This is a genomic window from Kocuria sp. CPCC 204721 (assembly GCF_040980945.1).
GTDB lineage: Bacteria > Actinomycetota > Actinomycetes > Actinomycetales > Micrococcaceae > Kocuria > Kocuria marina.
Genome location: NZ_JAVKPO010000028.1, coordinates 1 through 11,324 on the forward strand (window position 1 = coordinate 1; position 11,324 = coordinate 11,324).

Here is an 11,324-nt window from a genome sequence, read left to right on the forward strand (position 1 = left end):
CCTGCTCCGCCACCGCATCCTCCTAGCCTGAGCGCCTTCTACCCCACCACCGAAAGTGCGACAGAGCCGTTAGAGCGACAGTCCCGCTCGAGTGAAGATTCCTTCCCCGGATCGAGAGGTTCCCTGGGCCGTTGGTCAGGGTTCCTCGGGACAGGGGCTCGGTGAGCTAGGAACGCACCAGACGGGCGATGGCCTCGGAAGCTTCCTGAAGCTTGGCCTCGGCGGCATCGCCACCCAGCTTGGCTGCGTCCACGACGCAGTGCTTCATGTGCTCATCGAGCAGTCCCAGTCCGACGTTGCGCAGCGCGGAGGTCAGGGCAGAGATCTGGGTGAGGATGTCGATGCAGTACTGCTCCTCGTCGATCATCCGGTGGATGCCCCGGGCCTGGCCTTCGATCCGCTTGAGGCGGGCCAGGTATCGGTCCTTGTCACTGATGTAGCCGTGGGTGGTGTGGCACTCGGTGGAGGTGGCGTCCATGGTGGTGTCCTTGTTCTTGGCGGGCTCGCGGCCCCGGGCCAGCGCGGGGCTGGGTCGGGGCCGCAGATCGGTGGTGGGCGGGCGGGTCAGCCGGCGTGGGCGTACGTGGTTGGGTCGGCGTCGAAGAGGGCCCCGCAGGTGGCGCAGCACAGCCAGTATCGTTGGCCGGCGTTGTCACGGCTCAGTCCTGCGGCCTCGGTCTCGGTCTTGATGACCATGTTGCCGGACATCACGGGGCACTCGGCGACCTCCTCACCGGAGGCGCCGGTGAGATGGCCGACTGCGGTTTCGTGGCGATGACCGTGCTCCTCGTGGTGGTCAGGACCGTGGTGATGGCACATGGGGGTGTTCTCCTCGGTCCATGGGGCAGGCGTGGGATCAGGCGTTCTGGAGGTGCCTCACACCCAGGCGAGAGCGGGCAGGGGAGCCCCGATGGTTCACTGCCCGGCTGGTGAAGGCGCGCAGGCGGAGACTGTTGCTGACCACGAAGACGGACGAGAAGGCCATCGCGGCTCCGGCGAGCATCGGGTTGAGCAGACCGAGAGCGGCCAGCGGGATCGCGGCCACGTTGTAGGCGAAAGCCCAGAACAGGTTGGTCTTGATCGTGGTCAGGGTCTTGCGGGCCAGGCGGATCGCATCGGCGGCCGCGCGCAGGTCCCCGCGCACCAAGGTCAGGTCGGCGGCCTGGATCGCGGCGTCGGTGCCGGTGCCCATGGCCAGACCCAGATCGGCCTGGGCCAGGGCCGCGGCGTCGTTGACCCCGTCACCGACCATGGCCACGACCTTGCCCTTCGCCTGCAGCTCGGTGACGACACGGACCTTGTCCTCGGGCAGCACCTCAGCGATGACCTGATCGATGCCGACCTGAGCGGCGACCTGGGCGGCCGCGGCCTGGTTGTCACCGGTGAGCAGCACCGGGGTCAGGCCCAGGGCGCGGAAGGAGGCGATGGCCTCAGCACTGGTGTCCTTGATCGCATCGGCGACCACCAGCACCCCGCGGACTTCCCCGTCCCAGGCCACGACCACGGCGGTCCGCCCGGCGGCCTCAGCGGCCGCCTTGGCGGCTGAGAGGTCCGCGGGCAGGGTCAGCGACCACTCGGCGAGCAGGGATTCGCGGCCCACGGCCACCAGATGCCCCTCGACGATTCCCTGCACCCCACGCCCGGCAAGATTTTGGAACGATTCCACGGTCGGCAGGACACCGACCTGATGTGAGGCGCCGCGGGCGATGGCCTGGGCGATGGGGTGCTCGGAGGCGTGCTCGAGCGCCCCGGCCAGGCGCAGCACCACGGTCTCCTCGGTGCCGGGCGCGGTGTGCACGCCCTGCAAGGTCATCGTGCCGGTGGTGACGGTGCCGGTCTTGTCCAGGACGATCGTGTCGATGCGGCGGGTGGACTCCAGCACCTCGGGGCCCTTGATCAGGATGCCCAGCTGCGCACCGCGGCCGGTGCCCACCAGCAGCGCGGTGGGGGTGGCCAGGCCCAGGGCGCACGGGCAGGCGATGATCAGCACCGCCACCGCGGCGGTGAACGCGGCCGTGACCGGGAACCCGGCACCGAGCCAGGCGGCCAGGGTGGCCACGGCGACGGCGATGACGACGGGCACGAACACGCCGGAGATCCGGTCTGCCAACCGCTGGACCTCGGCCTTGCCGGACTGGGCGTTCTCCACCAGCTGGGCCATCCGGGCCAGTTGGGTGTCCGAACCCACCCGGGTGGCTCGGATAACGAGCCGGCCACCGGCGTTGACGGTGGCCCCGGTGACCGTATCACCGGCCTCGACCTCCACGGGCACGGACTCACCGGTGAGCATCGAGGCGTCCACCGCACTGACCCCGCTGAGGACCACACCGTCGGTGGCGATCTTCTCCCCGGGCCGGACCACGAACTCATCCCCCACGGCCAGGTGGTCGGTGGGGATGCGGGTCTCCACCCCGTCGCGCAGCACGGCCACGTCCTTGGCGCCCAATTCCAGTAGGGCGCGCAGGGCGGCCCCGGCCTGGCGCTTGGAGCGCTTCTCGAAGTACCGGCCTCCCAGGATGAACAGGATCACCCCGGCGGCGACCTCCAGGTAGATGTTCCCCGCCCCGTCCGTGGGGGCCACCGACAGCTCGAAGGGGTGGGTCATGCCCGGGGTGCCGGCGGTGCCGAAGAACAGGGCGTAGAGCGACCACAGGAACGCCGCGGTGGTGCCCATCGAGATCAAGGTGTCCATGGTCGCCGCACCATGGCGCAGGTTGGTGAACGCAGCCTTGTGGAAGGGCCACCCGGCCCAGACGATCACCGGGGCGGCCAGGACCAGGGACAGCCACTGCCAGTAGGGGAACTGCCACGCGGGGATCATCGCCATCGCGATCACCGGAACCGACAGCACCACCGCACCGATCAACCGGTGGCGCAAAGACAGCAGCTCCAGGTCGCGGCGGTCCACACCGTCATCGGCAGTACCGCCCCCGGGCCCCTGGGCGGGTGGGGGCAGCTGGGCCGAGTACCCAGCACTCTCCACCGCGGTGATCAGCGCCTGCGGATCATAGCCGGCCGGAGCACTGACGCGGGCCTTCTCCGTGGCGTAGTTGACCGTGGCGGTGACACCGTCGAGCTTGTTGAGCTTGCGCTCGATCCGATTGGCGCACGAGGCGCAGGTCATCCCGCTGAGCTCAAGCTCGAGGTCGGTGCCCAGGGCCTGTTGCGGGGTTGAAGGTGCCGGCATGGGGTGCTTCTTTCTCCCGAGATGAGCGCCACCGGTCCGGCCGCAACTGTCTCAGCGATAGGTCAGTGGTGGGTCAGTGATCGTCGTGGCCATCGGCCGCGGTATCGGCAGGATCTTGAGCTGGGGTGCGCCCGGGGTCGGCGGGATGGTTTTTCACGGCTTCTTGCGCCTGTTGTGTCCAATCCGCCACCGTCTCCTCGGGCACTACGGCCCCGGCCGCGGCGAAGGATGCGGCGAAGATCACCGCCAGCCCCGTCGCATACGCCCCCAGTCGTCCGGCGGCGTTCACGCCGACCGCACGACCTGGTAGCCGGCTTCCTCGACCGCGGCGATGACCGCCGCCTTGTCCACCGGCTCGGCGCTGGTGACAGACAGCTGACCCGTCTGGTGGCTGACCTGAACACCTGTCACGCCTGCAACCTCCTGGACCTCCTCGCGCACCGACATCTCGCAGTGCCCGCAGGTCATCCCGGTCACCTGGAACTGAGTGGTCGCCATGGTTTCGCCCTTTCAACTGGTTACCCCTAGGGGGTATCTGTACAAGTACAGATATACCCCGGGAGGGTAAAGCTGTCAAGGTGTGGCGGGAGAGGGAAACCGCGGCCGGCGAAGGGACATGACAGGGCGTGCCCGGGGTGTCACCGGCGTCCAAAGCGGCAGCACGGCATTCCCCGACATGGAGCGGGGCGGTGTCGGCAACCCGTGAGCATCACAGGATAGGCCCGAGGCGCTGGCCTGCGTATGACCCCGGAGCCTCTGTTGCCCATCAGGCCAGGTGCCCATCGCGCACCCACCACCACGCCACCCCCTGGTCGCTGGGTCGTGGGTTGGAATGTGCCCCCTGCCCAAAAACACCCCAGCAGCAACCAGGCCCTCGATGCCCCGGTCTCTGTTGAGGTCCGTCCTGACCGATGGCTGCATCACGCTCATGGCCAGCTCCTCTGGTCGCAGGCCCTCCCCGATGCCACGATGACCCCACAGGACCGAGCGCACCCAGTCCGGAGCCGAAAACTCCTTCGAGCGCAGCAACCACACATCGTTGCCCTACCTTTGCGGCGGACAAGTCCAAAGCCCCGGTGAGGCCCCGGACTCGCCCAGGCCCTCCGTAAAGGGGTGCCGTGGCTGTGCTCCGTCCGGGCTTCAGGAACGGGACTGTCTCCTGCGAAGGCGGACAACCGTTCCCGGCGCTCTTCCGTGGACGTCGGTGGGACGGGACCCTCTCTTCCCGTCAGGGGGTGCTCACCGGTGCTGATATGCACGTCGGTCCGGGCGGCCACCCCTACCGCGGCCGCACGTCGGTGACCCGCAGGGCCAGGGTGGCATGCTGAGCACCCGTGCCCGGAGTGGCCGTCACGCCCAGCAGCGCTGACATCCCGGACTCCCCTCGGGGGCACGACCCGGGCGTGCAGGGAACGCGGACACCAGGGCCGCCATCATCTCCCACACACGCGTCGGGAGGCCACACCATCAAGACGGCTGGTGTGCTGCGCCGTCGTGGTGAGCCGTGCGACGGCTCAGATGCGGATGTCCTCGTAGAGCAGCGTGGAGATGTAGCGCTCCCCGAAGTCGCACACGACCGCGACGATCAGCTTGTCCCGGTTCTCCTCCTTGGCCGCCTCCTGCAGCGCGGCCCAGACGATCGCGCCGGAGGAGATCCCGCCGAGGATGCCCTCCTTGGTGCCCAGCTCGCGGGCCGTGCGCACGGAGTCCTCGACCGTCACGTCGTAGACGTCGTCGTAGATCTCCCGGTCGAGGATCGCGGGGATGAAGTTCGCCCCGAGGCCCTGGATCTTGTGCGGGCCGGCCTTGCCCTGGGTCAGCAGGGGGGAGTCGGCCGGCTCGACGACGATGAGCCGGACGTCCGGCTTCTGCTCCCGCAGGTAGCGGCCGGCGCCGGTGATGGTGCCGCCGGTGCCCACGCCGGAGACGAACACGTCGACCTTGCCGTCGGTGTCCTCCCAGATCTCGGGGCCGGTGGTCGCGTAGTGGACCGCGGGGTTGGCCTCGTTGGCGAACTGGCTCGCCAGGACGGCGTTGTCGGAGGCGTTCACGATCTCCTGGGCCTTCTCGACCGCGCCGCGCATGCCCTCCGCGCCGGGGGTCAGGACGATCTCGGCGCCGTAGGCGCGCAGCATGACGCGGCGCTCCGTGGACATGGTCTCGGGCATGGTCAGGATGACCTTGTAGCCGCGGGCGGCGCCGACCATGGCCAGGGCGATGCCGGTGTTGCCGGAGGTGCCCTCGACGATCGTGCCGCCCGGGCGGAGCTGGCCGGACTTCTCGGCGGCGTCGATGATCGACACGCCGATGCGGTCCTTCACCGAGTTCGCGGGGTTGTAGAACTCCAGCTTCACGGCGACGTTGCCGGGCAGGCCCTCGTCCAGCCGGTTGAGGCGGACGAGCGGGGTCCGGCCCACGAGCTCGGTGACGTCGTGGTAGATCTTCGCCATGTGTACTCCTTGGTGGTTGCGTAGTGACTGGGTGGGTGGGTGGGTGGGTGGGGTGGTCAACGTGTGGGTGATAGGCGGACCCATGTATTCACCGGCCCGGCACGTCACATCTGCACCGGCAGGCCCCGTTCCTGGCCTCAGACGGGGGTGAGGTAGGTGCCGGAGAGGTTCTGCAGCTGGTAGATCCATGCTGTCCAGATCCCGGAGACCATCAGCACCCCCACCAGGACCAGCAGGGAGCCACCGGCGATGTTGACCAGGCGCAGGTGCCGACGGATGAAGGACAGGGTGGCCGAGACCCAGTTCACGCCCAGGGCCACCAGGACGAAGGGGATGCCCAGCCCCAGGCAGTAGACGAAACCCAGCAGGGCTCCGCGCCAGGCGGTGCCGGTGGTGGTGCTCAGCGCCAGCACCGCACTGAGGGTCGGGCCCATGCACGGGGTCCAGCCCAGGCCGAAGACCACCCCCAGCAGCGGGGACCCGGCCAGGCCCCTGCGTGGTTGCCAGGACAGTTTCACGGTGCGCTGCAGGAAGGACAGCCGCCCGATCAGCACCAGGCCCATGCCGATGACGAACGCCCCGAGGGTGCGGATCATCAGGTCCTGCCACTGCACCAACCACCCGCCGATGACCCCGAACGCGGCGCCGTAGAGGGTGAACACGGCGGCGAAACCCAGGATGAACAACCCCACCCCGGTGAGCACCCTGGACCGGTTGCCGGCAGCGGTCGGGTCGGTGAGCCCGGAGACGTAGCCCAGATACCCCGGCACCAGGGGCAGGATGCACGGGGAGATGAAGGAGACGATCCCGGCGATGACGGCCAAGGGAATGGCTACCAGCAGGGCCCCGGACTGGACGTTCTGGGCGAAAAATTCCCCGATGCTCATGATCCCACCCGCCCGCGCCTCTGCTCACGGGCGCAGCCGGTGATGCGCAGATACGTCATGCGGAGCTTACTGTCCTGCCGGGATGGTGGTGGAGAAGGTGGCCCCGGCGTCGTCGGAGAACTCGATGCCCTTCTCGGTGGCCACCCAGATCCGCAACCCGTCCTCCCCCTCCGTGCTGGCGGCCACCGCGGAGGGCTGGGCAGTGGCGCCCCCGGCCGTCTCCCAGCTCACCCCGCCGTCGCGGCTCAGCTGCACCGTCCCGTCCGGGGCCACTCCCACGGCCGTGTCGACATCGGCGAAGGCGGTGACCAGCAGGACGGGGGCCTTATCGGGCAGTTCCCAGGTGTCTCCGCCGTCGGTGGAGCGCTGCACGCCCTCTTCGGTGGTGGCCAGCACCACCGGTCCGTCTGCGGAGGCGGCGAGATGGGCCGGCTGGACCTGGTCGCTGGCCTCAGACCATTGCGTCCCGTCGGCGGTCCTGCGCAGGGCGCCGTCGAAGCCGATGACCCCTTCGGAGGAGACGGTCATGGCGTGGAAGTCGGACTCGCCCTGGCGGGAGAGCTCCTGCCAGCTCTGCCCGCCGTCGGTGGACTCCACCAACCCCAGCGGATTGGGTAGATTCGAGCCCGGCCCAGGGTGCCCAGAGGCGTAGTACCGGCCGGCGCCGACGGCGAAGCCCATCAAATCGGTGGTCTCCCCGATCTTTTCCGGGGACTCCCCACCGAGTTGGAACAACCCGTTATGGGTGGCCACCAGCAGCTGATCGGTGCCCGGGTCCACCGCCAGACCGTGGACGTGACCGAACGGGTTCCCCGCCCCGGTCGAGGACCCCACCGCCCCGGAGGCATTGTCCTGGGGGGCGCAGGCGGTGACGAGCAGAGCAGTGACGGCGAGGACCGCGGCGGTGCGGGCTTTTCGGCCGCCGGCGATGTGGGCATTGCAGATCATGAGGTCGCTTTCCTGAAAAAAGGGGGAACGGAGCCATCGGGCCTGTTGAGGCGCCTGCGAGGCGGAGGGTCTCAGCTCTCTGCCCGCCGGTGCCCTCCAGCATTAGCCTGCAGATCCGCGCCATGCCCGCACGGCTGGACCCCAGCCCCGGGAACAGGACGGCCCATGACGGGGAACAGGTGACGGCTCCTACGGCGGATACCGTCGGTGACCGACGTCGAAACCGAAGCGGCGAACATGGACGGGCTCCTTCTGCCTGGTTGCCGGGAGGCACACAATACTAAGAAACATAGTAGACGTGTTGAGACACCGAGTTCAAAACGTCCCGCCCTTCTCCGCCCCCTCTACCTGCACCAACACCAGTCCTGGTGTGTGCTGGCAGCACACCCGTGGGCACAGCGACCCGTACCTGCCGGTCTCCGTGCATCGCCGTGAAGCCCACTCGCTCCATGCGAGGACGCACGTCGTCGGTTGCGCTGCCTCTGCTGAACGTGAAACGTCTGATCTCCTTACCCGGCGTGGCAATCCTCCCTATGGAGGCAGCGGCCTGACCCGGGTGGCCGCGGTGGTCGCTGGTTCCTCGGCGGCGCGCCCAGCACTCCAGGACCGAGGCTTGGGCGCTGGGGGTGAAGGGGCAGCACCCGCACGGATGCAGGCTGTGGCTGGCGGTGGACACCGAGGTCAACGCCCTCGCCCCCACGACCATGGCGTTCTCCTCACCGACTCGTTCCCCGCCCCCTGCGCTGGGGGTGGACCGGCCGTGCGGCTCAGCCGCCCGGGGGGAACTCCACCGGGCAGGTCTGTGCTTGGACCGTGGCCAGGGCCGGGGTGGCGGCAACGGCCACCGGCAGGGCCAGCATGACGGTGGCCGCGGCCACCGTCAGCGCCACCCGGGCCCGGTGCAGCGGGGCGGCCGGTGCCGCCAGCCGGCGCACCCGCATCAGTGTGGCGGTGCCGCTGGCAGCCAGGGCCGAGGTCGGAGCGTGTCTGGCCTCGGCCAGTTGCACCAGGGCACTGGCCACGGTGAGCCTGCTGTCGTTGCCGGCGGCTGCCCGGTCATCGGCGGTGAGTTCCACCAGCCGGCCCAGCTCCGCTCGCGCTACGGCGAAGACGGGGATCCGGGGAAAGGCCCGCACCAAAGCCTGGGCACCGGCCAGGACCAGATGGTGGCGCCCGTGCAGGTGCGCCACCTCATGACGCAACACCGCCTGACGCTGCTGGGCGTCCAGGGCGTGCAGGGCTGCGGTGGTGAAGACAATGTCGCGGCGGCGCCCGGGCAGGCAGTAGGCGGCCGGCACCGCATGGTCGACCACCAGCACACCGGTGACCGGGTCACGGCGGGAGACCAGCGACAGGGACTCTAGATGCTTCCTCTGCTCCCGCCGGGCGGACATCACCTCGGAGCTCAGGCAGCAGAGCACCCGGCCCCCGAGCACGAACGCCAGGATTGCTCCTGCCGTGCTGACCGCTGCCCCACCGGGAGTGGAGTACTGGGCGCGCAGCACCACCGCGCAGGCCTGCAGGAAGTCCGCCAATCCTCCGATGGCCGGCATCACCGGCAGAGCCAAAGACACACCGGCCAGGATCACACTCACCACGATCGAGACCGTCAGCGCCTGCCAGGCCAGGATTCCCAGCCGGGGTGAGCGGTCGACCCAGCCCCTGCGCCCCAGCCGCGGGCCCGCCAGGGTGGCCAGTACGGCGAAGGCGATCAGCAGCACCGGGGCTGTCACTGGGCGGTCCCCGTCTGGGGTCCTGCCGCCTGATCCAATGCCTCGCGCAGCTGCGCGAGGTCCTCGGCCGGAATCTGCTCCAGGAAGTGCAGCAGGGTGGCCCGCCGGTCGCTGCCACTGGCCAGGACCTCCCCCATGTGCGAGGCGGTGTACTGCTCACGCGTCTGGGTGGGTCGGTAGCGGAATGCGCGCCCGTCGGGCTCCCTGCTCAACAAACCCTTGCGATGCAAGGTGTCCATGACGGTCTTCACGGTCATGTAGGCCAGATCTCGATCACGCTGCAGGTCCACCAGGATCTCCCGGACAGAGGCCGGCGCGGACCGCGACCACATCCGTTCCATGATCGCCGACTCCAGGTGTCCCAGATGGTGCACGAAGGTCTCCTTCCCACGTCTTGCGCCGCCGTTTCCCCACAATTCCTATGCCCCATAGTAGGGCCGCACCGGGGATCGGGCCCTGGGTGCCGGTACCCCTCCCCCTCCTCACCCCACAAGCCCACGTTCTGGGGTTCACCAGGGCGTCAACAGCCTGTGGTCCGAGGCCACCGGGGAGGTCATGTCGGCATCTCTGTCGTGACCGCCGCCGGAGACAGCACAGGTGGCCGCGGGCCCATCGGGGCCCGAAAGGCCGTCCGGCCCGCGTGGGCCTCGCGTCCCCGGGGTCGGATAGCTGGCGATACCTGCTGTGGGATCCGGTGGCCCATGGCGCCGTCGTGCGCGGCAAGTCCGGCGTAGCCCCCACGTGAGCAGAGCCACGACCGAAGAGGTGAAGAATCCAGGTGGCCACCGGTGAGCCCCACAGGAAGAAACCTTTTGCTGCCTGCGGTATCGGTGGTTCGCCGCACAACGCCACCAGCACGGTGACCGGGGGATCGGCGGAGCTGGCTCTCCTGCAGGGGGTGCACCGGAGGTGAAATCCACCCCCAGAGCGGTTACTATCCGTCATAGTACTTCGATGGGTGGTGGTGCGACTGGCCCGATGGAGAAATCGCGCCGGAGCCGGTCCTGGCCGTGGCCGCATGATCAGCTCCGGCAACGGAGTGGCCTCAAGCCCTGAGCGTGCCGAGGCCCCGGCCCGTCAAGGCTGGGTGACCTCCCCGGATCCATCGTCAGCCCGCCACGGTGCGCTCCAAGGCCCCTCGATCTGTCTGCCCATCAGGGCAGGGACCGGCACCGCCCCCGTTGCCCCAACATATTCCGATCCTCAGGTGAAACGCCCATGACTTCCCGCCCCACGCCCTGCGCCGCCCCGTCCCGCCGCCGCGTCCTCTCGCTGGCCGGCCTCGGGGTCCTGGGGCTCGCCCTCACAGGGTGCGCCGAGGAGGACTCGCTGGCCCAGCAGGCGAACTCCGGGGACCAGAAGGGCTACATCGCCGGGGACGGCACCGTCTCGGAGTACCCGGCGGGGGAGCGGGGCGAGCCCGTGCAGTTCACCGGCACCCTCTTCGACGGCACCGAGCTCTCCGCCGAGGACCTGCGCGGGAGGCCCGCGCTGTTGAACTTCTGGTACGCGGGCTGTGCCCCGTGCCGGGTGGAGGCCCCGGACCTCAAGGAGCTCGCCCAGCGCTTCGACGGGCAGGCCGCGTTCTACGGGGTGAACCTGCGCGACGAGCGCCCCACCGCCGAGGCGTTCGAGCGCACCTTCGAGATCCCCTACCCCTCCTTCCGGGACAAGGACGGGGGCGTGCTGATGGCCCTGAGCGCGTACGTGCCCTCGCAGGCCGTGCCCACCACGCTGGTGCTCGACGCCGAGGGCCGGGTCGCCGCCCGGATCCTCGGGATCGCGGACCGCTCCGTGCTCGAGACCCTCCTCGAGGACACGGTGGCCGAGGCGGCATGAGAACCGGCAACCCCTCTCACCACAGCCTCGGCAGCAGCAAGACCAGCGTGGGCGCCCTCAGCGAGGCCGAGTCCACCCCCGACGGCAGCACCGCCGGTGGTTCCCGGGGCGTCTCGACCGGCGGGCCCGCCAAGAGTCCCGGCGGGGTCGAGGTCCCCGCCCTGGGGCCCCTCGGTCTGGCCCGGTGGGCGTGGACTCAACTGACCAAGGGCTCTTCAGAGTTGAGTGTGGGGTGAGGCGTCGAGTCCACCGGTGATGAGGAGCATGCGGAGGCGGTAGT

Annotated in this window: 12 protein-coding genes; 2 read left to right on the forward strand and 10 right to left on the reverse strand. The window is 69.5% G+C overall.

Going from position 1 to position 11,324, the window contains the following annotated elements:
- Nucleotides 1-166 precede the first annotated feature (166 nt).
- The 10 genes from RF637_RS13465 to RF637_RS13510 form a co-directional block, all read right to left on the reverse strand.
- Nucleotides 167-478 (reverse strand): metal-sensitive transcriptional regulator, encoded by a 312-nt coding sequence (locus RF637_RS13465; RefSeq protein ID WP_085107295.1) that lies wholly within the window; start codon nucleotides 476-478, stop codon nucleotides 167-169.
- Nucleotides 479-564: 86 nt separating this feature from the next.
- Nucleotides 565-819: a hypothetical protein gene (locus RF637_RS13470; protein WP_368845097.1), complete on the reverse strand. Its 255-nt coding sequence runs from the start codon at nucleotides 817-819 to the stop codon at nucleotides 565-567.
- A 37-nt stretch (nucleotides 820-856) separates the two neighbouring features.
- Nucleotides 857-3,187, reverse strand: coding sequence for a heavy metal translocating P-type ATPase (locus RF637_RS13475; RefSeq protein ID WP_368845098.1), 2,331 nt, complete (start codon nucleotides 3,185-3,187; stop codon nucleotides 857-859).
- 73 nt (nucleotides 3,188-3,260) lie between these two features.
- Nucleotides 3,261-3,476 (reverse strand): hypothetical protein, encoded by a 216-nt coding sequence (locus RF637_RS13480; protein ID WP_143467409.1) that lies wholly within the window; start codon nucleotides 3,474-3,476, stop codon nucleotides 3,261-3,263.
- Nucleotides 3,473-3,685 carry a heavy-metal-associated domain-containing protein gene (locus RF637_RS13485; RefSeq protein ID WP_085107302.1) on the reverse strand — a complete coding sequence of 71 codons (213 nt, stop codon included), beginning with the start codon at nucleotides 3,683-3,685 and terminating at the stop codon, nucleotides 3,473-3,475. Before RF637_RS13485 ends, RF637_RS13480 begins: the two co-directional genes overlap by 4 nt.
- 1,016 nt (nucleotides 3,686-4,701) lie before the next feature.
- The gene (gene cysK, locus RF637_RS13490) at nucleotides 4,702-5,637 is read right to left on the reverse strand and encodes a cysteine synthase A (RefSeq protein WP_368845099.1); all 936 of its coding nucleotides are present in this window, start codon (nucleotides 5,635-5,637) and stop codon (nucleotides 4,702-4,704) included.
- A gap of 137 nt (nucleotides 5,638-5,774) precedes the next feature.
- Nucleotides 5,775-6,524 (reverse strand): cytochrome c biogenesis CcdA family protein, encoded by a 750-nt coding sequence (locus RF637_RS13495; protein ID WP_085107306.1) that lies wholly within the window; start codon nucleotides 6,522-6,524, stop codon nucleotides 5,775-5,777.
- A gap of 66 nt (nucleotides 6,525-6,590) precedes the next feature.
- Nucleotides 6,591-7,472: a F510_1955 family glycosylhydrolase gene (locus RF637_RS13500; RefSeq protein WP_085107309.1), complete on the reverse strand. Its 882-nt coding sequence runs from the start codon at nucleotides 7,470-7,472 to the stop codon at nucleotides 6,591-6,593.
- Nucleotides 7,473-8,239: 767 nt separating this feature from the next.
- Nucleotides 8,240-9,193 carry a M56 family metallopeptidase gene (locus RF637_RS13505; protein WP_368845100.1) on the reverse strand — a complete coding sequence of 318 codons (954 nt, stop codon included), beginning with the start codon at nucleotides 9,191-9,193 and terminating at the stop codon, nucleotides 8,240-8,242.
- 8 nt (nucleotides 9,194-9,201) lie between these two features.
- A complete protein-coding gene (locus RF637_RS13510) occupies nucleotides 9,202-9,579 on the reverse strand; it encodes a BlaI/MecI/CopY family transcriptional regulator (RefSeq protein ID WP_085107314.1) in 378 nt (125 codons plus the stop codon).
- An 844-nt stretch (nucleotides 9,580-10,423) separates the two neighbouring features.
- Between RF637_RS13510 and RF637_RS13515 the strand changes: the two genes are divergently transcribed.
- Together RF637_RS13515 and RF637_RS13520 are read left to right on the forward strand one after the other, a co-directional pair.
- Complete coding sequence (locus RF637_RS13515) at nucleotides 10,424-11,044, forward strand: TlpA disulfide reductase family protein (RefSeq protein WP_085107316.1); 621 nt, start codon at nucleotides 10,424-10,426, stop codon at nucleotides 11,042-11,044.
- Nucleotides 11,041-11,280 carry a hypothetical protein gene (locus RF637_RS13520; protein WP_085107319.1) on the forward strand — a complete coding sequence of 80 codons (240 nt, stop codon included), beginning with the start codon at nucleotides 11,041-11,043 and terminating at the stop codon, nucleotides 11,278-11,280. Before RF637_RS13515 ends, RF637_RS13520 begins: the two co-directional genes overlap by 4 nt.
- Nucleotides 11,281-11,324 lie beyond the last annotated feature (44 nt).

Excerpts from the sequence above, each read along its gene's own strand:
- RF637_RS13515 (WP_085107316.1), top strand. The coding sequence starts at position 10,424 with ATGACTTCCCGCCCCACGCCCTGCGCCGCCCCGTCCCGCCGCCGCGTC.
- cysK (WP_368845099.1), bottom strand. The coding sequence starts at position 5,637 with ATGGCGAAGATCTACCACGACGTCACCGAGCTCGTGGGCCGGACCCCG.
- RF637_RS13470 (WP_368845097.1), bottom strand. The coding sequence starts at position 819 with ATGTGCCATCACCACGGTCCTGACCACCACGAGGAGCACGGTCATCGC.
- RF637_RS13465 (WP_085107295.1), bottom strand. The coding sequence starts at position 478 with ATGGACGCCACCTCCACCGAGTGCCACACCACCCACGGCTACATCAGT.
- RF637_RS13485 (WP_085107302.1), bottom strand. The coding sequence starts at position 3,685 with ATGGCGACCACTCAGTTCCAGGTGACCGGGATGACCTGCGGGCACTGC.
- RF637_RS13475 (WP_368845098.1), bottom strand. The coding sequence starts at position 3,187 with ATGCCGGCACCTTCAACCCCGCAACAGGCCCTGGGCACCGACCTCGAG.
- RF637_RS13495 (WP_085107306.1), bottom strand. The coding sequence starts at position 6,524 with ATGAGCATCGGGGAATTTTTCGCCCAGAACGTCCAGTCCGGGGCCCTG.
- RF637_RS13500 (WP_085107309.1), bottom strand. The coding sequence starts at position 7,472 with ATGATCTGCAATGCCCACATCGCCGGCGGCCGAAAAGCCCGCACCGCC.
- RF637_RS13520 (WP_085107319.1), top strand. The coding sequence starts at position 11,041 with ATGAGAACCGGCAACCCCTCTCACCACAGCCTCGGCAGCAGCAAGACC.